Raw genomic sequence first — 23,187 nt, 5'->3', positions numbered from 1 at the left:
AAATGCTTAGCTTGGCTTTTATAATACCCTTTTTTCTGAAGCTAGGGCTAAAATTTTAACTTCTTTAACATTTTTCTCTTCCAAAACTTTTATCATTTCAAGAGAGGTATTTCCCGTTGTAACAAGGTCATCAATTATCAAAACTGATTTGCCAGTAAGATCTTTCTTTAAGCTAAAAGCTCCAATAAGATTTTTAGACCTGGCTTCCTTACCCAAATCATGTTGGGCCTTGGTATCTTTTATTTTTTCAAATTCATCAAGATAAGTTGGGCTTATTTTACCTATAAAATCATCTGTAATCATTCTAATATGATCAAATCCCCTATTTATAATAGTCTTTTTAGATGAAGGAGCTGACAGAATATAGTCTACATCAAAAAGATTTTTATCCATTCCATAATCATAGATCATCTCTGCAAAAATCCTAGAAAATTCTGTCTTTCTTTCAAACTTATACTTAGCAATCATTGCCTTAAAAAACTCATTATAAAAATAAATAGCATAGCACTTATATCGAGTAAGTAAAAATCTATTATCCACATAATCGAGTCTATCATAGCAATCCCTGCAGAGATCGTACTTATAAATGTATTCACTCTGGCAAAAAGAACAGGTATTTTTATCTAAAAACAAATAATCAATCAGCAAGAATAGTCTCCATTTCTCCTATCCAGTAACTAAGGTTTGAGTTTCTATCGTTTGACCTGTTATTATCAACCATTTTCTTTATATAGCGTTTATCTCCAAGTAAAATCACAAGTTTTTTAGCCCTGGTAACTCCCGTATAAAGGAGATTTCTAGTTAAAAGCATGGGAGCAACCTGCATCATAGGAATAATCACACACTTAAATTCAGAACCTTGAGACTTATGGACTGTAATAGCATAGGATAGGTCTAAATCTTTTATATCTTCTTTCTTATACTTTACAATTTTGCCATCATCAAATTCTACCTCTAGGCTCTCTTCATCCGTATCTATGTCAGTAATGATACCAATATCCCCATTATAGACTCCATCATCGTTACTTACATTGTTTATGGCCTTTAAATCATAATTATTCCTAACCTGCATGACCTTATCGTGGAGTTTAAAAGTGCGCTCATTTATTTTTAAGATGGTTTTTTCCTTATTTACAGCTTCTTGGATAGACCTATTAATAGCATCTACTCCCCAACTCGTTTTCCTAGATAGGGCTAGGACTTCAATATCTTTTATAGGATCAAGCTTATAAAAACCAGGAAGCCTATCTTTAATTAAATCCAAAAGCACCCTGTTAAAGTCACGGCCATTTGCATTTATAAAGAAAAAATCCTTGTCAGGTTGGTTTAAAACTGGGTATTTTCCCTCATTTATCCTATGAGCATTGACGATAATATTTGACTGGCCTGCCTGCCTAAAAATTTTCTTAAGTTTAATTGATTCGGCCTTAGACTCAATAATATCCGCGAGTACATTTCCTGCCCCTACAGATGGCAATTGGTCACTATCTCCAACTAGGATTAGGGAAGTTTTTTCACCTACAGCATCTAGAAGATTTTTCATCAACAAAATATCGACCATGCTCATCTCATCGACTATTATGTAGTCTTTTTCAATTGGATTTTCCTCATTGTATTCGGCAATAGGCATATCTGGCCTTATGCCAACTAGCCTATGGATGGTATTTGCTTCTCTAGCTGTTGCCTCCTGCATTCTTTTAGCAGCCCTACCTGTTGGAGCTGCAAGGGCGTAAGATAGGTCGTTTTTATCAAGGATGGTTGTAATGGCATTTATGATTGTAGTTTTACCTGTACCTGGCCCACCTGTTATAACAAGGAGCATATTACAAAAGGCAGCTTCTATGGCCTGCCTTTGCTCCTTTGAATATGCCCTTAAGTCTTCGTCTATTTCTATATCAAAACAGAAGGGAGCTTTAATTTTTTTAGCAAGGGCCATGGCTACAGATTTTTCTGCCTTGTATAAACTTTTTGAATATATATAGGTTATATCTTCTATTTCAACAGATTCTAATTTACCAGCTATTAAATCAGCCTCTATTTGAGCTGCGATTAAATTTTTATCAGCCTTTAAAAGTCTAGCTGCTTGATCAATTAGATATGTTATTTCAAGACTAGCGTGCCCATTAAAGTCTGCCTCATAATTTATAAGATAAGATAATCCTGCCGATATTCTAAAAGAAGAATTTGCTTCCATTTGCATATTACGAGCAAGGTTATCTGCCATAGAAAATCCTATACCCTTGATATCTTCTATCAATTTATAAGGATTTGACCTTACTATATCAATAGTATTTTCACCGTACTTATTATAAATTTTCATAGATAAGTTATAAGATATATTAAGACTTTGGAGAAACTCTAAACTCCTTCTTGAGTCTCTTGTTTCTTCAACTGACAATTTTATATCAGCTAACTTCTTTTTACCTATGCCTTCTACCTTTAAAAGCCTATCAGTTTCTTGGTATAAAATATCCAAGCTATCTTTGCCAAATATATCGTAAATTGCCTGGGCGGTTTTTTTGCCAATTCCCTTGATATTGCTATTAGCCAAGTATTTTATTATCGATTCTTTATCAGATGGCTTTTTTATCCTTACATTTTTTACCTGTATCTGCTCTCCATATTTTTTATGATAGATAAAATCTCCGAGGACTTCTATCCTATCGCCCTCATTAAAAAAAGGCATAGTACCAACTATAGTTATAGGAGAGTCAGCTGTTTCAAGCGTCATAACGCTATAACCACTTTCATCATTCCTATACCTAATATTTGATACTATACCTTCTATTTTCATTATTCTACTTCTACTCTCTTTATATCTGCGCCAAGTTTAGTTAATTTTTCTACTAGGTTTGAATATCCCCTATCTATATGGTAAATATCAAATACCCTAGTTGTACCCTTAGCTACAAGTCCTGCCATTACTAGGGCAGCTCCAGCTCTTAGGTCTGTTGCTTTAACATCTGCCCCATGAAGCTTCTTAACACCCGCTATGGTTGCCCTGTTGCCGGATGTAGCAATTACAGCTCCCATTTTCATAAGTTCTTCAACGTGCATAAACCTGTTTTCAAAAACAGTCTCCTGAATCCTGCTTTCTCCTTCACAAATAGTCATTAGCGCCATAAATTGGGCTTGAGCATCTGTTGGGAAACCTGGGTATGGAAGAGTCTGGATATTGGTTGACTTTAACCTTTTCGGAGCCTTGACAATAATCTTATCCTCATCTTCTATTTCTTCCACATCAACACCCATTTCAACAAGCTTAGCTATAACTGGTCTTATGTGAGATCCTATTACGTTATTTATTAAAACCTCACCCCTAGTCATAGCTGCAGCAGTCATATAGGTTGCAGCTTCTACCCTATCTGGAATTATAGTATGACGAGTACCGGTTAATTTTTCAACACCTTCTATTACTATGGTAGAAGTACCTGCACCCTTAATATTTGCTCCCATCTTTGATAAGAAAGACGCAAGGTCTACAATCTCAGGTTCCTTAGCAGCATTTTCTAAGGTTGTCTTACCTTTGGCAAGACTTGCAGCCATAATTATATTTTGAGTAGCTCCTACTGATGGGAAGTCTAGGTAAATTTCTGTACCTGTAAGACCCTTTTTAGCTTCTATAGCTATCTCATCGTTATTAACCCTATTTACTGCACCTAGAGCTTCAAATCCCTTTAAATGTAGGTCTATAGGGCGGCTACCTATGTTACATCCCCCAGGAGCCTTAGTATAAGCCGCATGAAATCTCGAAAGAAGAGGACCCATAACTACAAAAGAAGCCCTCATCTTATCCATAAGTTCGTATGGAGTTTCACAGGTATTTATTGATGATGAATTTATAGACAAGGTGTTTTTATCTAGGTATTTGACTTCACTACCTAGGTGTTTTAGGACTTCCACCATGATTTCCACGTCCTTAAGCTCAGGAACCCCATCTAATATAATCTCTTCAGTACCTAGTACGCAGGCAGCAAGTATAGGAAGTGCAGAATTTTTTGCACCAGATATATTCACCTCACCCTTTAGAGGTCCATTAGAATTAATAATTAAAATTTCTTTTTTCGCCATTTTTATTCCTTACTTAGTTCCAAATAATCTATCGCCAGCATCTCCCAGGCCTGGAACAATATAACCATTTTCATTTAGTTTCTCATCTAGTTGAGAAATATATATCTTAACATCTGGATGTTTTTCTTCAAGAAGTTTGAAGGCTTCAGGGGCAGCTATTATGGATAATAGTTTTATAGACCTACAACCATACTCCTTAAGTCTATCTATAGCATCACAGGCAGATCCACCTGTTGCAAGCATAGGATCAACTACTAGGATATCTCTATTTTCAACATCACTAGGTAGTTTGCAATAGTATTCTACTGGTTGTAAGGTTTCTTCATTCCTATACATACCTATGTGACCAATTTTAGCTGCTGGTAATACTTCAAGCACTCCATCAACCATGCCAAGACCTGCCCTTAAAATAGGAACTATGCCTATTTTTTTACCTATAAGTCTGTAGCCTGTTGTTTTAGAAACTGGTGTTTCTACTTCGTATTCTTCAAGTTCAAGATCCTTTGTTGCTTCATAGGCAAGAATCATAGCTATTTCTGTCACTATGGACCTAAATTCATTTGAACCTGTATTTTTATCTCTAAGTATTGAAATTTTATGTTTAATTACCGGATGGTCTAATACTGTTACATTTTTCATATCTTCTCCTAAATATAAATTACATCATTTGCTGCTGCTTTTTTCACCCTATTCATTATACTCTTACCCAAATTATTTTCTCTAACACCTTCTGCAAGAATTATATCAACTCCAAGCCTATCCATCTCTCTTAGAGATGAAAATAGAACGTGACTCATAGTCGATAAATCGTCTCTTGACCCTAGAGATATAAATGGATAGGAAGTAAACTTTTCCTTTTCTTCTTCAAAGGATAGGATTCCAATCTTTTTGCCTTGGGCCTTGTAATCTTCTGCATATTTTAATAGTATATCTGTAGCACCATCTCCAACAAAAACCCTTAGTTTCGCCTTTGGAGCATAGTGCTTATATTTTTGTCCAGGAGACTTAGGTATCTTTGTGCTATCTACAAGGCTATCATCGAGTTTAATGTCATCTAATATCTCTTTTAAATATTCATAGGTATAAAAACCTGGCCTTAAAATTGTTGGACTAACTCCTGATAGGTCAATTACAGTTGACTCTATACCAATATTAGATTCTCCCCCATCAATTATTAGAGGAATAATCCCGTCCATATCTTGGTAGACATCACTTGCCTTAGTTGGTGAAGGCCTACCAGATATATTTGCAGATGGAGCCGCTATTGGCGTATTTGCCGTTCTTATCAAAGATCTTGCAATTTTATCAGATGGAAACCTTATCGCTACTGTATCTCCACCTGCTGTTACAGCATCTGGAATAAGCTTTGATTTTTTAAAAATCAAGGTCATTGGTCCTGGCCAAAGGTCAAATAACTTCCTATGTTTATCGCTTATCTCTTCTACCAACTTATCTAGCATACTTATATCAGAAATATGTAAGATAAGTGGGTTGTCACAAGGCCTGCCTTTAGCCATAAAGATTTTCTTGCAGGCCTCGTTATTTAGCCCATCAGCTCCTAGACCATAAACTGTTTCTGTTGGGAAGGCTACAAGCAAGCCCTCCTTTATAATATCTGCTGCTTTTTTTATATAATCGTTATTAATATTTTCTCTGTCAATTTTTAAAATTTCAGTTTTCATTTAACCTTCTTTATCTAAGATATTGTAGGTTGGGTCTGCATGGAGGGTAAGGATTACTCCAGTTTCTTTTCTAACCTTTTTTTCCACTTGATCTATTTCTTTGTGAAGTTCAGCTACAGTAAGGTTTCCTGGCACCTCTACATGACAAGATCCCGCTATATGGCCCTTACCATACTGGTGTATATCTAAGTGGTGGAAACCAATTATATAGTCGCCACTTAAAAGTATTTTAGAAATTTTATCCTCAATTTCTTCATCAACCCTCTCACCTAGTAGGTAGCCGACTGTTTCGCTAAACAAGTCTATACCTGGTTTTGTAACGAAAAATGCTACGACAACACCCATGGCCGCATCTAGGTTAAAGGATACATACCTTTGTAAGAACACACCCAAAATAATAGCTGTAGTTGAGATTATATCATTTCTCGCATCAAGCATGACTCCAAGGTTTAAATCTGATTCTAAGTCCTTATATAATTTAGAGTTTAGAAAGTATATATAAATCTTAATTAAAATACCTGCAAATAATATTATAAAGGAGAAAAGGCTTAACCCATTAGGGTTTGGCTCATTAAAACTTTTAGCAGAATTTATAAATAAATTTATACCTACATAGATTATCACAATCGAAACTAAAAGGGCCATTATATACTCGACCCTGCCGTGGCCAAAAGGATGCTCCTCGTCTGCTGGTTTTTTAGAAAAACTTGATCCAACTAGAGACATAATTGAAACAACAGAGTCTGATAAGTTATTAAAGGCATCATTTAGGATGGCTGTGGACTTGGTATATAAACCTAAGAATATTTTCGATAAGAAAAGGATTATATTCATCCCTATACCCATAATTGAAGAAAGACTTATAAGGTTAAGTCTAACTTTAGGATTATCAATTTTTGTATAATCCTTAACAAATGTTTTTGCTAAAAAATTAAACAATTATTCATCCTCGCCTACTTTTTCAAGTTTTCTTGTTTGATCTTCTGCTATTAGAGAATTAATCATCTCTTCTATATCACCATTTAGAAAATCATCTAGCTGGTAGATTGTTTTATTAATTCTGTGGTCGGTAATTCTTCCTTGAGGAAAGTTGTAGGTTCTAATCCTTTCAGACCTATCACCAGTTCCCACCTGACTTTTTCTGTTGTCAGCTATTTCCTTATTTCTTTTTTGCTCTTCAAGTTCGTAAAGTCTTGCCCTTAGAACTCTCATAGCCTTTTCCTTATTTTTAATCTGACTTTTTTCATCTTGGATAGCTACAACAAGTCCTGTAGGAATATGGGTAAGCCTTACAGCAGAGTCAGTTGTGTTTACTGATTGGCCTCCATTACCACTTGACCTATAAACGTCAGTTCTTATGTCATTTGGGTCTATATGAAGTTCTACTTCATCTACTTCTGGAAGAACGGCCACAGTTGCTGTTGAGGTATGGATTCTACCCCCGGATTCTGTTTCCGGCACCCTTTGAACCCTGTGAACACCAGATTCATACTTAAGCTTAGAATAAGCTCCCTCACCTCTTACAACGAAGGTTGCATCCTTGATACCACCGACTCCTTGAGTATTAACTTCGATTTCTTCTGTCTTAAAGCCAGCCTTATCTGCATACATGTTATACATCCTGTATAGGTCACCAGCAAAAAGACCCGCCTCATCTCCTCCAGCACCAGGTCTGATTTCAACAATTACGTCTTTTTCGTCATTAGGGTCTTTTGGAATTAGAAGAATTTGCATCTCATCTTCAAAGACTTCAAGATTTGCCTTATTTTCTTCTATTTCGTCCTTAAGCATATCAATCATTTCTTGATCTTCTGCCTCATCTAGAAGTTCTTGGTTTTCAGCTATGGTATCTTCAGCATTTTTTATCTCTTCATATTTTTCTACTATGGGTTTTAGAGAGTTATATTCCTTTGATACCTTTCTAAACTGGTCCATATCAGATAAAACAGCAGGATCTGCTAATTTTAATTCTAATTGTTTATAATTATCTCTAACATGCTCTAAATTTTCAAACATATTTTATCCTTTCTGTGCAATAATAAACCTATCAAAATCATTAAAATCTTTTATATTTTCTATATTCACAAAGCCTTCATCTTTTAATAAAGTATTTAAAACTTCTTTTTGATCATAACCTATTTCAAAAACCAAATGAGCTTTGTCATTTAAGTACTCACCAGCATTTTTTATAATCTCTCTATAAAAATCAAGACCATCCTTTCCTCCGTAGAGGGCGCTTTTTGGTTCAAAATAAAGCTCGCTTTCAAGGTTTTCATAATCTTTTTTATTTATATAGGGAGGGTTTGAAATTATTAGATCAAATTTCCCTTCTAAATTTTCAAATAAGTCCGATTTTACAAAATCTACATTGGCTATACCTGTAAAAATTTTGTTTTCACAAGCAAGGCTTAGAGCTTTTTCTTCAATGTCTGACCCTATAACAAAAGAATTTTTAATATTTTTTGCAAGTGTTAGGGCAATAGCTCCCGTGCCTGTTCCTATATCTAAAATCTTTTCTTTTTTAATTGGTAAATTTATAAGGTAATCTACTATGATTTCCGTTTCAAAACGTGGAATTAAGGCCCTCTCGTCTACCTTGAGTCTGAGGTTATAAAATTCCCACTCTCCTATAGCGTATTGGAGAGGGTAAGAGTCTTTTCTCTTATTTATTATATCCTTTAATCTCTGACTTTGCTTGTTATTTAATTCATAATTTTGATTCATTAGGATATAAGACTTACTCTCATCTAACATATAGGTTAGAGCTATAAGACTTGTATCATAATCTATTTTTAAAAAGTCTGATATTTTCATTATTTTACACAAAAATAAGGTAAGTTGCCTTACCTTATTATCTTTCATACTATTATTTTCTACCGTATTTTTTGTTAAATCTTTCTACCTTACCACCACGTTCAGCAGTCCTTTGTTTACCAGAGTAGAATGGGTGACAATTGTTGCAAACTTCTACTTTGATTTCTTCTTCTGTTGAACCTACAGTAAACTCGTTGCCACATGACATACAAGTAACTTTGGCTTGGTGATATTCTGGATGTAATTCTTTATTCATAATTCACCTCTATTTTCCATTTCAATAAGCACTATTAACTATACTAGCTAGTTTATTAAAATCAAGTTATTTAAGGGACGAATTTATTAGTTCTACAAATTGTTTATTAGACTTGGTTCTTTTCATCCAATCAATGAGTTCTACTATTGATTCAGTTGTATTTAGGTCTGATTTTCTAAGCTTAAAGACAGCTTCCATTTCTTCCTTAGATAAAAGAAGATCGTCGCGTCTAGTAGATGATTTTTCTATATTTATAGCAGGGAATATCCTCCTGTTTGAAAGTCTCCTATCAAGGTGGGCTTCCATATTACCTGTCCCTTTAAACTCTTCAAAAATCATATCATCCATCCTTGATCCGGTATCAACTAGGGCTGTGGCAAGGATGGTAAGAGAGCCACCATTTTCTATATTTCTCGCTGCTCCAAAAAATTGCTTAGGACCAACAAGGGCTAGAGGGTCAAGACCACCTGATAGGGTCCTGCCTGATTGAGGAGTCATAATATTATAAGCCCTAGCAAGTCTTGTAATAGAGTCTAAAAGTATAACCACATCTTTTTTCTCTTCTACAAATCTCTTAGCTCTTTCAAGGACCATCTCAGCTATATCTATGTGGTTTTGAGGTGACATGTCAAAGGTTGATGCTGCTACTTCTGTACGCATCAATATATTTTCCGGATCCCTATATTCATTTACAAATCTAATAAAATCTGTAACTTCTTCTGGTCTTTCATCTATAAGTAAAACGATTATCTTAAGGTCATCATAGTTTTTTTCAAGAGACCTTTCTATATCCTTTATCAGGGTAGTTTTACCAGCTTTCGGCTGAGAAACTATAAGCCCCCTTTGTCCACGACCTATTGGACTAATTACATCTATAATCCTACCAGATATATTTTTAGGGTCAGTTTCTACACTTATTCTCTCATTTGGATAAATTGGTGTTAGATCTTCAAATAAGTCTCTATTAAAGGCATCCGCTGGTTTTATCCCATTTACTGTCGATACAAAAATTAGCGGAGAAAATTTATCCTTATCATGCTTTTCACGAGCAATTCCTTCAATATAATCTCCTGTTTTAAGCCTAAACATTTTTATCTGTTTTGGAGGAACATATATATCATCGTCACCTGATTCATAAAGTTGAGTTCTCAAAAATCCAAAGCCATCAGGTAGGATCTCTAAGATACCATCACAATCAAATTTTGCCCCGAGGTCATTTTCCCTAGCTTCTTTTTTCTCTTCGTCCTTAGTCTTTTCTTCCTCTTCTATAAGTTTTATTAATTCGTCTTTTCTATATTTACTAATTGATTCTATTCCCAATTCTTTGGCAATATCTCTTAACTCAACTAGTTTTTTATCTTTTAAATTATCCATAGTTAAATAAACTAAAGGGGTCTAATAGGCCCCCATAAGTTAAATCTTTATTTGTTAGCACTATTTTCGCTACCGAACATATCGATTTTTTCTTCAACTAAAGCTTGAACTGCATTTGTTCCAGGAAGAAGAAGTTTTCTTGGGTCAAAGCCCTTACCTTCTTGGTCCTTGCCAGCTTCGATATATTCTCTAGTTGCCTTAGCAAATTCGATTTGACATTCGGTATTTACGTTTATTTTTGATACGCCAAGGCTTATTGCTTTTTTAACTTGGTCGTTTGGAATACCTGTACCACCGTGAAGAACTATTGGCATTTTTACTGCATCGGAAATTTCCTTAAGTCTGTCAAAGTTAAGTCCTTGCCAGTCAGCTGGATATACACCGTGGATGTTACCAATACCTGCTGCTAAAAAGTCTATTCCACATGCTGCAAGATTTTTACATTCTTCAACATCTGCAAGTTCACCAGCTGATGTAACACCGTCTTCTTCTCCACCGATGCCGCCAACTTCACCTTCTACTGAGATTCCTTTTTCGTGGGCAAGTTTTACAATTTCTCTTGTTTTTTCTAGGTTTTCATCAATTGGAAAATGAGAACCGTCAAACATTACTGATGTAAATCCTGCTTCGATACAAGCTTTTGCACCTTCATAAGAACCGTGGTCTAAGTGGATAGCTACTGGAACAGTTATGTTTAAAGCATCGTGCAGATTTCTAACTAGGTCAGCTACTACTTTAAAGCCTCCCATATATTTTGCTGCACCTTCACTTGATGCGATAATTACTGCAGTTTTCTTTGCTTCTGCAGCAAGTAAGATTGCCTTTGTCCATTCAAGGTTATTGGTATTGAAGTGACCAATTGCATAACCATTCTCATAAGCTAAGTCTAACATTTCTTTTGCATTAACTAACATATTATCTCCTCCGGGCTCTGCCCTATTTATTTCTATATATTATATCATACCCATTTTGGGATTAATCTTGCAAATCTTTCTCGATATTTTCACAAACTAACTTAATAGCTTCGTCTGAATTTAGTTTTTCATTTTCCATCTCTGCCCTAGTAGAATACTCAACGATAGATTCTGAGGCATCTTTTCCTACAGTTATCCTATAAGGTATGCCTATTAAGTCCCTATCATTAAATTTGACACCTGGACGTTCTTTTCTGTCGTCAAGTAGGACATCAATTCTCTTAGATTTTAATTTTTTGTATATTTTTTCAGCTAAATCCCTTTGCTCTTCGTTATTTGGTTTTATCAGGGTTATTATAACTTCAAATGGAGCTACACTTGTTGGCCAGATTATCCCCTTATCATCATGGTACTGCTCAACAATGGCTGATATAGACCTTGAAATACCTATACCATAAGACCCCATTTCAAATGGCTTAGAAACTCCATTTTGATCTAGGAAATTAGCTTCAAGGGCTTCCGAGTATTTTGTTCCAAGTTGGAAAATATTTCCTACTTCAATTCCTCTTGCTGCCTTATATACCCCTGATCCATCGTAGGCTTTATCCCCTTCTTTTGCAAGGGTTAAGTCCTCTGCAACTTCCCCATCAAAGTCTCTCTTATAATTTGCATTGATATAGTGAAAACCTGCCTTATTAGCTCCTACTACGAGGTTATTTATTTCTGTAAGGGACTTATCAATAATGACTCTTATACCCTCTAAACCAATAGGTCCAGTGTAGCCTGGCTCTGTATATTTTCCTATAATTTCATCATCAGCCATGAATATTTCATGTTCTGGTACACCTAGGTATGAAATAAGTTTGGCCATATTTAAGTCCTTATCTCCAGGGATAAATACTATCACTAACTCTCCCTCAACTACTAGGTCAACTGCCTTAGCGCATTTTATCTTATCTTCATTTAAAAATCCGCTTACTTCTTCTATGGTTTTTTTATCAGTAGTTTTAACTAATTCTAATTCTTTTTCATCTTCTTTTATGGCAGGTATTACACTTCTTGCCTTTTCGTCTGTATAGGCCTTATCGCTATTTTCAGTATAAAGTATTACTCCCTCACCACTTTCAGAAAGAGCAATAAATTCGTGGGACTTATGGCCACCCATAGCACCTGAGTCACCCTCAACAATTTTATAATCAAGACCCATCTTATCAAAGGCATACTCATAGGCCCTCCACATATTCATGTAGGCTTTTTCTAGTCCTTCTTGATTTTCATCAAAGGTATAGGCGTCTTTCATAAGGAAGTCTCTTGACCTATTTATACCGAACCTAGGTCTTTTCTCATCTCTAAACTTATCTACTATTTGGTAAAGGTTTAAAGGTAATTGTTTGTAGGAATTTAGTTCGTCTTTTACTAGGTCTACAAAAGACTCTTCCGCAGTAGGTCCTAGGGCATATTCCCTATCATGTCTATCTTTTACTTTAAACATTTCAGGGCCGAAGGTTTCCCACCTTGTGGACTTATCCCAAATTTCTCTTGGTTGAAGGATTGAGGTTGATATCTCTATAGCCCCGTGGCTATCCATAGCATCTCTTACTATAGCTTCAATTTTATTTAAAACTTTTTTACCAAGTGGTAAAAATGAATAAATACCTGACCCTTGTTGTCTGATATAGGCTCCTCTTAATAATAGCTTGTGACTTGCTGTTTCTGCATCAACCGGATCTTCTCTTAGGGTTGGCATATAATAATTTGATAATCTCATTAATTTACACTCCTCATTGAAAGACCAATTCTTTCTTTTTTCTTATCTATTTCTATAATTCTAACACTTACAACTTGTGAATTTGTTAACTCATCATGTGGATTTTTAACAAATTTATCTGATATTTCAGAGACATGGACAAGGCCGTCTGTCCCTACTCCTATGTCTACAAAGGCACCAAAATCAGTTATATTTCCAACCTTGCCCTTTAAAACCATTCCGATTTCCAAATCATCTATACCCATGATTTCTTTTTTAGTAAGGACTTCTGGATTATCATCTCTAGGATCACGTCCTGGTTTTTTAAGTTCTGAAATTATATCTTTTAAAGTAGGAATTCCTACTTCTAATTCTTCTGCCTTAGTTTCTATATCTATCTTATCTAAATCCAAGCCCTGGATTTGTTTAGCTATCTTATAGGATTCAGGGTGGACGGCAGTATTGTCTAAGATTTCTGGAGAAGAAGGAAACCTTAGAAAGCCTGCTGCTAGTTCATAGGTTTTCTTTCCTAGACCCTTCACATTTAAAAGGTCTTTCCTGTATACAATCTTACCGTCTTTAAAGTCTTCTTCTATCCTCTTGGCTAAATTTTGGTTAAGGCCTGATACATAGGATAAAAGTTTATAAGAGGCATTATTTATTGAAACACCCACTTCGTTTACCGCATCTTCTACAACCTTAGAGAGTTCTTCGTCAAGTTTTTTTCCATCAAGATCGTGTTGGTATTGACCAACTCCTATATGCTTAGGTTCAATTTTTACAAGCTCTGCCATAGGATCTTGAAGGCGTCTTGCCATTGATATTGCGCCTCTTATAGTAACATCAAGTTCAGGAAACTCTTCCTTACCTAGACTTGATGCTGAATAAACGCTCGCACCTGCTTCATTTACTATAGTATAGGCTACTCCATCTACTTCTTTAATAAGTTTATCAACTACAAGTTCTGTCTCTCTTGAAGCGGTTGCATTTCCTAAAGCTATTAGGCTTACACCATGCTTTTCAATTAGGGTTTTTAAAGTTTTAATTGCTTCTTTTTCTTTTTTATGAGGCTCCACTGGGTAGATAACTGCCTGGTCTAAGTATTTACCGTTTTTATCTACTACTGCTACCTTACAGCCCGTCCTAAATCCTGGGTCAAGACCCATCACCACTTGTCCTTTTATAGGTCTTTGGAGTAAATAAGGCCTTAGGTTATCTCCAAATACTTTTATAGACTCATCACTTGCTTCTTCTGTAAGTTTATTACGAAGCTCAGTTGTAATTGATGGTAGCATTAACCTTTTATAGGCATCGTCTATAGTTTTTTCTACCAAATCTTTTTGATAAGAATTAAAGTCCCTATCTTGACTTACTAGTCTATATATTAAAGTTTTGTTGTAATCGTCTGAAAATTCTATTTTTACTGAAAGAACATCTTCCTTTTCTGCCCTATTTATAGCCAAGACTTGGAAAGATTTAAGGTCCTTAAGTTTCTTTGAAAAATCATGATAAGATTCGTATAAGCTATCCTCTTCTGCCTTAAGGCTTGTAACTAAGGATGCCCTCAAATAACCATCACGCCTTATTATGTTTCTGGCATCGATGGTATTTGCTATATTTTCTGCTAGGATGTCAAGAGATCTTTCTATCACTTCTTTCTCATCTTCTAGGCCCTCTTGGAGATATTCTTTGGCTTTATCTATAGCTTCTTCCTCGCTTGATAAGTCTTTAAGAAGTATCTCTAAAAATTTCTCAAGTCCAAATTCTCTTGCTATATCTGCCCTAGTTTTTCTTCTTGACTTATATGGGGCATAGATATCTTCAAGGATTGTTAGGGAGTTGCTTGATAGAATTTCTTCTTTTAATTCATCAGTTAAATTCCCTTTTTCATCAATTAGCTTAATTATCTCTTCTTGTCTTTTTTCTATATTACGAAGTCTGGCGAGATTTTTTTCAATTTCTCTTATTTCTACATCGGTAAGGTTTCCTGTAACTTCCTTCCTGTATCTTGCTATAAAGGCTACTGTTGAACCCTCATCAAGAAGTTTTATTACATTTTCGATTCTTTGTTCGTTAATATTTAATTCTTTTGATAAAATTTCTAAAATTTGCATAAATTCCTTTTTATAATCCTAAGAATAAAGGGGCTTTCTAGCCCACTTATAATTCCAAACTAAATTTTCTTAATAATCTTTCTAATAATTTTCCTTAATTAAGTTTATCTTATACTTAGGAAAATTCATTGATATATTTTTACCTGATGGACTATGAGAAGCAAAGTCTGCAATTTGACTTGGGTCAAAGAAAACAAGTTTAAAGTTTTTATTAATTCTTGAAACAATAGTGAGTTCAAACTTATATACTTCTCTATCAACCCCATAGGCAATTAAAAGGTCAATAAACCTTCCATAGTCATAATCATTATACTCTTCAAAGCTTAAAGTAATCTTATATTCATGGTCTTCTTCTACCTTCAGATAGGCTTTATTACTTGTATAAGAGTGTTCATCACCAGTTTTAAGGTTGGTAAGACTTATCTTTGTTATATTTGGACTTGACTCTTCTATTAGCTTAATCAAATCATCGTCTGAAAAATTTTTCTCAATATCTTTTATCGCATCTATATTTTTATGGTCTTTGTTAATATCTGATATTGAAATAGGATCTGTTGGTCTTTCTTTTTTTACTTCCTTGCTACTTACTTCCTCAGTAATATCCGCACCCTTATTTAGATTTTTTCTTATGACCCTGCCATGATTTTTGCTTACCTTTTCTTCGGAATCATCTAAATAGGCTTTTATATCATCAAAATCCATATCATCTTTGATTGGTAGACTCTCTTTTTCACTTAAATATAGGTAGGTAGAATAAAGCGTTCTAAATGCCATATATAAAAAAGATAGGCTAGTAAGTAGAGAAAGGATTCTTTGGGGTATGAAATTATTAAAATTAAAAACATTAATAATTAACATCAAGAAAAAGGGTCTAATACCGGTAAACTTCATAAATTTTTTTAGATTTGACCTATCTTCCCTGTCACTTCTCTTTTTACTTAGCTTTACCATCATGATAATAACCCTTATCAAAAAGTTTATAAACCCGAGTATATAAAGGCCAATTACTACTTTGTATATAAGAGGATAGTATCCGTATATTTCAAAAGGTAAAGCTTTAATTGTAGAATCTACTAAAAAAGTGGTAGCCAATAAAAATAGGCCAGATTTTCTAAAAGTCCTTGATATAATGAAAAATAAAAACAAGACTAGAAAGGCACCTATAGCAAATCCCAAAAATTGATTTTCTAATATTAAATTGTAAATTTGATTTATTATTACATTTACATCCATACTATCTCCATTCTATAATTATATCAATTTCCTTGATTTTAACAATGTTTATTTAATAAATTTAAATTAAGTTGGGGAAAATAAAAAACTCTCAACCCAGCTTACGGATTAAGAATTATTTTTAAAAATAAGGTTTATTTTACATAAATATATAAGTATCTCCAAAGGAAATAGACATAAATTTTTTGCTCATAATTTGTAAGCCAAAAAATAGAAATAAAAAAGACTCCCGAAGGAGCCTTTATCTTATGTAGTTATATTATTCTTGGTCGATTGCTTCTACTGGGCAAACTGCTGCACATGCACCACAATCAATACAAGCATCTGCGTCAATTTCATAAGCTGCGTCGCCTTGTGAGATTGCTCCTACTGGGCATTCGCCTTCACATGAACCGCAAGAAATGCAAATATTTTCATCTATTTTATATGCCATAATTTCCTCCTATATTTGTTATATGATTAGTATACAACTATATACAAACCTTGTCAAATATTTCTAGAGTTTTATACCATAAGATAGTTAATTATGATTATTTATGCAAATTGATAACAATTATCACTTGCTTTTTATAAGGTCTGCCGCTTTATAGTAGTCCTCTATTTCTTCATCATCATCTGTCCTTACCCTCACCTTACAAAGTTCTTTTACAAAGTCATTTGTAAGGACTACTCCAAATCCATCTTCTGTTTCAACCTTACTTCCTGGTTTAGGCATATATTTTTTAGCCCTAATATAATTTTCTTCTTCGAAAGATAGACAGCACATAAGTCTACCACATATGCCAGATATTTTTGCTGGATCTAGGGTAATCCCTTGATCTTTGGCCATTTTTATCGATAAGGGAGAAAAATCTGTCATAAACACAGAACAACAAGATTTTTGTCCACAAGTGCCATGAAAACTTTTTAGTTTTGCATGGTCTCTTACACCAATTTGTCTTAATTCAATCCTATTTTTAAAGATAGCTGCTAAATCTTTTACAAGCAGTCTAAAGTCAACCCTCTTATCTGCTGTAAAATAGAAGGTAATCTTTGTCCTATCAAAGCTAAACTCACTATCTACAATTTTCATCTTTAGTTTATGATAATCAGCCTTCTCTTGGGCTATGCTGATAGCTTGCTTGGCGTCTTCTATATTTTGTTTATGTATTTCTAAGTCTCTTTGGTTTGCTTTTCTTAGAACTGGTGAAAGTGGCTTATCAAACTTTTTCTCCTCTATATCAATATTAGCCAGGGCCACTTCTGCAAATTCCAATCCATTAGAACTTTCAACTATTACCCTATCCTTAAAATTTAAAATCAGATTATTTGCGGCAAAATAATAAATTTTTCCCGCTTCTTTAAATCTTATTCCAACAACATTCATTAACCTTGCCTGCCTTCTCTATATATATTTAAAAAAATATTTTCTACGCTCAACTCAAAATTAATATTATTCCTAAAGGACATATTAATTTTTTCAAATTTATCCAAAAGTCTTTCTACACTCGCTAAGTTTAACCTAGTTAAGGTCTCTATATTATAATCATAGCTTAATAGACCACTCTCCCCTAGGTATTTATTACTAATGAGATCTGATAAAATCTTTATCAAGCCCTCCATTAAAGTCTTTTTATCATCTTTAAATGACAAAAAATAATCTTTTTCCTTATAATAGGCTGATAGGTCACCAGATAAAACTTTAGAAAATACTTCTGATAATCTATCCATATCTATATCAAGGTCACTATTTTTTGTATTTAGAGATATAATTTGACACCTTGACCTTATAGTCGGTAGCATTTTTCCAACATTATCAACAGTAAAAATTATTAAACTATAAGCTTTTAGTTCTTCAAGGCTTTTTAACATGGCGTTGGCAGCTTCTATCCTCAAATTTTGAGCATTGTGAATAAGATAAATTTTTATTTTATTATTTACCGGCCTTATTACCATGTCTTTGATGAGGTTTCTAATAGTAGTTATATCTATTATTTCCTTATCAATTATTTCTATATCTGGGTTGGTTTCCAAGTTTGTATTTATATCAAATGAAGCAAAAACTTTTTTAGAAAATTCCCTAGCATATTTGAGATTGTAAGCTAAGTCTTCCCCTTCAATTATATAAGCATTAGATAGGCTATTATTTTTCAGCTGTCTGTCTAAAAGACTCATAGCTGGATATATTTTTCAACATCAATTATAAATATAGTAGCTCCACCCACACTTATTTCTATAGGTACTGTTGAGCTTATTAAAGAACTTTCTCCTGTTGGATTTATAATTGTTGTTGTTGTATTTCTTTTCCTACAATTTTTCTCAATTAAGGCTAAAGCTTCATCTAGTTTTTCTTCTTCTACACCTATTAAGAGAGTAGTGTTGCCTTTTTTAAGAAAACCACCTGTTGTAGATAGTTTTGTTATCCTGTATCCTTCTTCTGTGAGAGCATCGATTAAAAAATTAACATCTGCATCTTGTACTATACCAACTAATAATTTCATCCTAATCCTCCAATAATTGATATATAATATTAATTACTTCCTCTGTTAAATCATCTATAGACTTTCTCGCATCAACCTTTTTAATCTCATCTTTATATAGGTCTGCCATCTCTAGGTAGCCATCAAAAATTTTCTTATGGAAAGAAAAATCTTCATTCTCTAGCCTGTCTGGTGAAAAATTAGATCTTTTTCTCTCTAAGGCTGTCTTATAATCTATGTTAAAAAATAAAGTTAAGTCAGGCTTAAGATCTCCTATAGCAAAGTCATTTATAGTCTTTATCTTATCCATACCAAGTTTTCTTCCAAGACCTTGGTAAAGAAGCGATGACATTACAAATCTATCACAAATAACAATCTTACCTTCCTTAAGATCTGGTATAATTTTTTCTGCCACAAGTTGAGCTCTTGAAGAAGCAAATAAGAGTGCTTCTGTTTTTGCGTCCATCATGTGATTTTCATTATCTATTATAATAGACCTTATCTTTTCAGATATCTCTGTCCCACCTGGCTCCCTATAGTAGGATATAGCGTAGTTTTTATTTTCTAGTAACTCTTTTACCTTTTTTATTATTGTTGTCTTACCGGACCCATCTGGTCCTTCAAACACTATAAATTTTCCATTCATATATTCATTATACTATAAAGTTCTTATTTAAGTCTAGCTAATAATTTTAGGCAATAAAAAAACCATTGTCTTTCTTCTAAGACCAATGGTTTTAAATATTATTCAGCGTCTTCTTCTTCAGTTTCTTCTGTTTCATCAACTGTTGGTACTTCTGCTGCTTCAGCATCCTCATCAATTATTTCTTCTTCAGAAACTTCTTGTAGTGAGCATACTACTTCATCATCTTCTTCAAGAATTGTGATGTCATCATTAGCGAAGATATCTAGATCAGCAATTGTCATGTTGTCACCAATTTCCATTTCCTTAACATCAACATCTGCTGTTTGTGGGATGTATCTTGGTAGACATTCTACTTCTACAGTTTCAAGGTTTTGTACAAGTACACCTTCTTGTTCGTTCATATCGTCTCTATTAACTAGGACAACTGGAACAGTAACTCTGATTGTTTCGTTTTGATCGATTGCTTGGAAATCAACATGTAAGAATTGGTTTTTGTATGGGTGGCTGTCAAAATCCTTGATAAGAACTTCCTTGCCTTCACCGTTGATATCTAATGAAATAATTGTAGATGTTCCAGCTTGTCTAAGTACTTTTTCGAAATCTCTAGCTGTAAATTGAACATTTACATTTTCTTGATTTTTAGCATAGATAACTCCTGGAATTAATTCATTATTTCTAAGTTTTTTAACTTGGTTTTTTCCAGTAGCTTCTCTTTTGTCTGCTTGTAAAACTATTTTAGCCATTTTGCCTCCTTATTTATTCATACTTGCTAATTATACCCCATCTTTGCCTTATTTACAATAACTTATAGGCTAATTATTTTTTTATATTTTAATTGATTAAAATAAAACTTTGATATAGAATAGAGATAAGAGTCGGAAATAATAATTGTTTTGAAAAATATAAAGGAGTATATATGCCAAGAAAAGGAAAATTCGGAACAGTTGATATAACGGTCCTAGGAGAAAAGCTAAAAGTTGGCGATAAGGCACCAGACTTTAAGGCCGATAAAATGGATCTAACCCCATATAGTTTTTATGAGGAAGAAGGAGAAAAGATAAAAATTTTATCTGTTGTACCTTCCTTAGATACAGATGTTTGTGAGCTTCAAACTAAGATGTTTCAAAAGGCAAATGAGTTTTTCTCAGAAAATGTAATTGTTGTTACTGTATCTAACGACCTACCTTTTGCCCAACAAAGATTTAAAAATGTTAAAAAAACTGATAAGATCAAATTCGTATCAGACTATAATCAAAGAGATTTCTCTAATAAATATGGTACTTTGATTGAAGAGCTTAAACTTCTAAACCGTTCAGTTTTTGTCATAGATAAGGATAATACTATTAAATACGTCCAATATCTAGAGCAAAATACTGATCTCCCAGAATATGAAGAGGCAATTAGAATTGCCAAAGAATTAGATAAATAAGAAAGAGGGCTGTTGCAAATTATGAATAACAATCGTTCTACTAAGAACGATCTATTCATTCTGCAACAGCCCCTTTTTAATTCTGTAAATCTTACTTAGTTATTAAAAACTCTTCATATTTTTCTCTATCATAGACTACATCTAACTCGCCAATAAAGTTTGAGTACTTATCTGGATAGCAAAATGCTTGTTTAAACCTATATAAGCCGTCTTTTGAATCAAGGCTGAAGGTACCACCTAAATCTAAGTAGTCATAACCATTTGCTATTGTCCACTTTATCTCTTCCCAAATCATATTATAATTTGGCATTTTATTTCTTTTCTCATTTGAACTAGCTGCATAAAGATAATAAACTTTCTTGCCATAAGGAATTAAAAGAGATGCTGATAAGGGAATATCTTCAAAATATGATACAAAAATTTCTCCACCCAGGTACTTTATTAATCTTTCATAATATTCTTTTGGCCTATGACCTATACCTTGTCTTTCTGCCATGATCTTTGTTAGGTCATAGAAAATATCTAAGCTTTCTTCATCAGTTTTATTTACTGTTTTTATTCCAGCCCTTATTGATTTTCTTACATTATACCTACCCTTGGATGAAAAACTTTCAAATATACTATCTTCATCATGACTTGATAGATCTATTATCATGTTATACCTTGGTTGGGTAAAGGAATGTGTATCTATTCCTACTGACCTAAAGTCATAGCCAAGTTTTCTATAGTCATAAACTAACTTCTCATCAAAGTTTAATTCTGGATCCATCCTAAGTAAAAAAGCGTCATATTTGTCCTTAAGAGGCTCGGCTTCTTTAATTAACGCTTCTACTAGCTTGGTGTCTTTAAAGTCGCACACAGGGCCTCTAGGAGCGTATAAGAAGTGTTTACCATTGGTATTTTTAATCCCTATTACAGACATAGCTGCAATTATTTGTTTATTTTCTTCTACATAAACATAATCATGGGTCCAATTGCTTTTAATCTTAGACCAATTTGTATCTTGCATGGGTCTAGCATATTGAGAATTTCTAACAAAGTCGTTATATCTTTTCAAATCTTGTTCATTATTTACTATTGGCATTAATTTATGAGTCCTTCCACTAAAGTTATTGTTGTAACTAATCCAATCCCATTTTTACTTCCTAGGTATTTTAAATTAATATCTGAGATTGACTTATAATCTATATCTCCTACTATCTTACCATTTATGTAAGAAGTTCCCACATCTATTAAAAGTTGACCATCTTTGAAGTAGGTTTTATCATAAAAATTAGCCTTACCTATGGCCGATATAAATATGTCTGAACTTCTTATGAGGTCTTTAGGGTTTTTTGTTAGGCTATTTATTACTGTAACAGTTGCTCTTTTAGCTTGAAGATACATGGCAAGGGGTCTACCGATAATATTTGTATTATTTGCTATAACTATTCTTTTTCCCCAAAAATCTATATCAATACTTTCCATAAAACTCGCTACTGCTCTAGCTGTTGCAGGAAGAGCATTTTTATTACCATCAAGAATCTTACCTAGATTTCTATAAGTAAAAGAGTCTAGATCTTTAAGTTTTATTTCTTCTTTTAACAAGCTTAAATCTTCTCCATTACCAAAGGGAGATAAGATTATGAAACCGTCATTTCCATCAAAGCTATTTATAAAGTCAAGTATTTCTTCTACGCTTTCATTAGTAAAAACCTTATCGATATAAGCTATCCCGAAGTCTCTACATCTTTTCATGATTACTTCTTTGTAGTGGTTTACCTCATCGCTCGGATTTTTGCTTAAAAGTAGGATTTTATTTTCAAACTTGCTTGCTTTTAATCTTTCTAATATTTCCTTTTTTAAATTTTGTGTACTTAGTATTTCCATGATTTACCTAATAAAAAATGCCCACAGCTTTTGCCCTGGGCATTATCTTTTTAGTTTAATAAATTCTTCTAGCACCTCTGTAGGCTGTTTGGAAAGAACCATTGAAGATATTATCGTATCTAACACCTGTATTGGGTGTTGATGCATGGATAAAGCTTCCATCTGATCCTGTTATCATGCCTACGTGGTCTATTCCTCCACCATTAAATGAGAAGAATACTAGGTCTCCTGGTTTAAGGTTATTGGTATCTACAGCATAGCCACAATTAAATTGAGCTTTTGAACTGTGTGGTAGGTTTACACCTACTTGTCTATAGGCATAGGATGTAAGACCTGAGCAGTCAAATCCAACATTAGGATCACTTGCTCCCCAAACATAGGAATAACCTACAAATTGGCTAGCTGAGTTTACTGCACCTTGGGCTCCTTGGCTTACTGGAGCTTGGTAGTCCATAGCTTGCTCTTCAACAACTGTCTCTACCTCTTGTACAGTTTCTTTAACTTCTTGTTTTTTAGCTTCTTCAGCAAGTCTTGCTTCTTCTTTTTTTCTTGCTTCTTCGGCAAGTCTTGCTTCTTCTT

General features: G+C 33.8%; 24 protein-coding genes. 1 reads left to right on the top strand and 23 read right to left on the bottom strand.

All coding sequences use genetic code 11. The annotated features are described in order from the left end of the window. Positions 1–18: 18 nt before the first annotated feature. The 20 genes from Q0410_RS07875 to Q0410_RS07780 form a co-directional block, all read right to left on the bottom strand. A complete protein-coding gene (locus Q0410_RS07875; RefSeq protein ID WP_299035322.1) occupies positions 19–648 on the bottom strand; it encodes a ComF family protein in 630 nt (209 codons plus the stop codon). Then, entirely contained in the window at positions 638–2,794 is a 2,157-nt protein-coding gene (locus Q0410_RS07870) for an ATP-dependent RecD-like DNA helicase (protein WP_299035320.1), read from the bottom strand. The genes Q0410_RS07875 and Q0410_RS07870 overlap by 11 nt, the downstream gene beginning before the upstream one ends. Then, a complete protein-coding gene (gene murA / locus Q0410_RS07865) occupies positions 2,794–4,071 on the bottom strand; it encodes a UDP-N-acetylglucosamine 1-carboxyvinyltransferase (RefSeq protein ID WP_299035316.1) in 1,278 nt (425 codons plus the stop codon). Before murA ends, Q0410_RS07870 begins: the two co-directional genes overlap by 1 nt. Before the next feature lie 9 nt (positions 4,072–4,080). Continuing rightward, on the bottom strand, positions 4,081–4,710 hold the full coding sequence (gene upp / locus Q0410_RS07860; RefSeq protein ID WP_299035313.1) for a uracil phosphoribosyltransferase: 630 nt from the start codon (positions 4,708–4,710) through the stop codon (positions 4,081–4,083). A gap of 8 nt (positions 4,711–4,718) precedes the next feature. Then, positions 4,719–5,753 (bottom strand): L-threonylcarbamoyladenylate synthase, encoded by a 1,035-nt coding sequence (locus Q0410_RS07855; protein ID WP_299035310.1) that lies wholly within the window; start codon positions 5,751–5,753, stop codon positions 4,719–4,721. Further along, positions 5,754–6,692 (bottom strand): cation diffusion facilitator family transporter, encoded by a 939-nt coding sequence (locus Q0410_RS07850; RefSeq protein ID WP_299035307.1) that lies wholly within the window; start codon positions 6,690–6,692, stop codon positions 5,754–5,756. After that, positions 6,693–7,769, bottom strand: coding sequence for a peptide chain release factor 1 (prfA, locus tag Q0410_RS07845; RefSeq protein WP_299035304.1), 1,077 nt, complete (start codon positions 7,767–7,769; stop codon positions 6,693–6,695). Positions 7,770–7,772: 3 nt separating this feature from the next. Continuing rightward, positions 7,773–8,615 (bottom strand): peptide chain release factor N(5)-glutamine methyltransferase, encoded by an 843-nt coding sequence (gene prmC, locus Q0410_RS07840; protein WP_367178730.1) that lies wholly within the window; start codon positions 8,613–8,615, stop codon positions 7,773–7,775. A gap of 4 nt (positions 8,616–8,619) precedes the next feature. Beyond that, positions 8,620–8,823, bottom strand: a complete 204-nt coding sequence (gene rpmE / locus Q0410_RS07835) for a 50S ribosomal protein L31 (RefSeq protein ID WP_004828860.1) — start codon at positions 8,821–8,823, stop codon at positions 8,620–8,622. Between the two features lie 66 nt (positions 8,824–8,889). Continuing rightward, on the bottom strand, positions 8,890–10,197 hold the full coding sequence (gene rho / locus Q0410_RS07830) for a transcription termination factor Rho (protein WP_299035298.1): 1,308 nt from the start codon (positions 10,195–10,197) through the stop codon (positions 8,890–8,892). 47 nt (positions 10,198–10,244) lie between these two features. Beyond that, positions 10,245–11,111 (bottom strand): class II fructose-1,6-bisphosphate aldolase, encoded by an 867-nt coding sequence (gene fba, locus Q0410_RS07825; RefSeq protein WP_299035295.1) that lies wholly within the window; start codon positions 11,109–11,111, stop codon positions 10,245–10,247. A 61-nt stretch (positions 11,112–11,172) separates the two neighbouring features. Further along, complete coding sequence (locus tag Q0410_RS07820; RefSeq protein ID WP_299035292.1) at positions 11,173–12,879, bottom strand: proline--tRNA ligase; 1,707 nt, start codon at positions 12,877–12,879, stop codon at positions 11,173–11,175. Continuing rightward, positions 12,879–14,972 carry a Tex-like N-terminal domain-containing protein gene (locus Q0410_RS07815; protein ID WP_299035290.1) on the bottom strand — a complete coding sequence of 698 codons (2,094 nt, stop codon included), beginning with the start codon at positions 14,970–14,972 and terminating at the stop codon, positions 12,879–12,881. Before Q0410_RS07815 ends, Q0410_RS07820 begins: the two co-directional genes overlap by 1 nt. An 81-nt stretch (positions 14,973–15,053) precedes the next feature. Continuing rightward, positions 15,054–16,205: a hypothetical protein gene (locus tag Q0410_RS07810; RefSeq protein WP_299035287.1), complete on the bottom strand. Its 1,152-nt coding sequence runs from the start codon at positions 16,203–16,205 to the stop codon at positions 15,054–15,056. Positions 16,206–16,464: 259 nt separating this feature from the next. After that, positions 16,465–16,638: a 4Fe-4S binding protein gene (locus Q0410_RS07805; protein WP_299035284.1), complete on the bottom strand. Its 174-nt coding sequence runs from the start codon at positions 16,636–16,638 to the stop codon at positions 16,465–16,467. Between the two features lie 123 nt (positions 16,639–16,761). Further along, positions 16,762–17,571: a stage 0 sporulation family protein gene (locus tag Q0410_RS07800; protein ID WP_299035281.1), complete on the bottom strand. Its 810-nt coding sequence runs from the start codon at positions 17,569–17,571 to the stop codon at positions 16,762–16,764. Further along, the gene (locus Q0410_RS07795) at positions 17,571–18,359 is read right to left on the bottom strand and encodes a DNA polymerase III subunit delta (protein ID WP_299035278.1); all 789 of its coding nucleotides are present in this window, start codon (positions 18,357–18,359) and stop codon (positions 17,571–17,573) included. Before Q0410_RS07795 ends, Q0410_RS07800 begins: the two co-directional genes overlap by 1 nt. After that, positions 18,356–18,685, bottom strand: coding sequence for a cyclic-di-AMP receptor (locus tag Q0410_RS07790; RefSeq protein ID WP_299035275.1), 330 nt, complete (start codon positions 18,683–18,685; stop codon positions 18,356–18,358). Before Q0410_RS07790 ends, Q0410_RS07795 begins: the two co-directional genes overlap by 4 nt. A 1-nt stretch (position 18,686) precedes the next feature. Further along, positions 18,687–19,310 (bottom strand): dTMP kinase, encoded by a 624-nt coding sequence (gene tmk, locus Q0410_RS07785; RefSeq protein ID WP_299035272.1) that lies wholly within the window; start codon positions 19,308–19,310, stop codon positions 18,687–18,689. Between the two features lie 98 nt (positions 19,311–19,408). After that, entirely contained in the window at positions 19,409–20,053 is a 645-nt protein-coding gene (locus Q0410_RS07780; RefSeq protein WP_299035269.1) for a 50S ribosomal protein L25, read from the bottom strand. 173 nt (positions 20,054–20,226) lie between these two features. Here Q0410_RS07780 and tpx point away from each other — a divergent pair, with 173 nt between their 5' ends. After that, positions 20,227–20,739 (top strand): thiol peroxidase, encoded by a 513-nt coding sequence (gene tpx / locus Q0410_RS07775; RefSeq protein WP_299035266.1) that lies wholly within the window; start codon positions 20,227–20,229, stop codon positions 20,737–20,739. A 91-nt stretch (positions 20,740–20,830) separates the two neighbouring features. Here tpx and Q0410_RS07770 read toward each other — a convergent pair whose 3' ends face one another. The 3 genes from Q0410_RS07770 to Q0410_RS07760 all read right to left on the bottom strand — a co-directional run. After that, positions 20,831–21,823, bottom strand: coding sequence for a peptidoglycan bridge formation glycyltransferase FemA/FemB family protein (locus tag Q0410_RS07770; RefSeq protein ID WP_299035263.1), 993 nt, complete (start codon positions 21,821–21,823; stop codon positions 20,831–20,833). After that, positions 21,823–22,608 carry a bifunctional 5,10-methylenetetrahydrofolate dehydrogenase/5,10-methenyltetrahydrofolate cyclohydrolase gene (locus Q0410_RS07765; RefSeq protein WP_299035260.1) on the bottom strand — a complete coding sequence of 262 codons (786 nt, stop codon included), beginning with the start codon at positions 22,606–22,608 and terminating at the stop codon, positions 21,823–21,825. The genes Q0410_RS07770 and Q0410_RS07765 overlap by 1 nt, the downstream gene beginning before the upstream one ends. A 55-nt stretch (positions 22,609–22,663) precedes the next feature. Beyond that, a partial coding sequence (locus Q0410_RS07760) for a C40 family peptidase (RefSeq protein WP_299035257.1) occupies positions 22,664–23,187 on the bottom strand: 524 nt, incomplete at its 5' end.

It is taken from the genome of uncultured Anaerococcus sp., assembly GCF_937934665.1.
Classification (GTDB): Bacteria; Bacillota; Clostridia; order Tissierellales; family Peptoniphilaceae; genus Anaerococcus.
The sequence above is the reverse complement of the archived record's forward strand: the minus strand, read 5'-3'. Positions and strand labels throughout refer to the sequence as shown.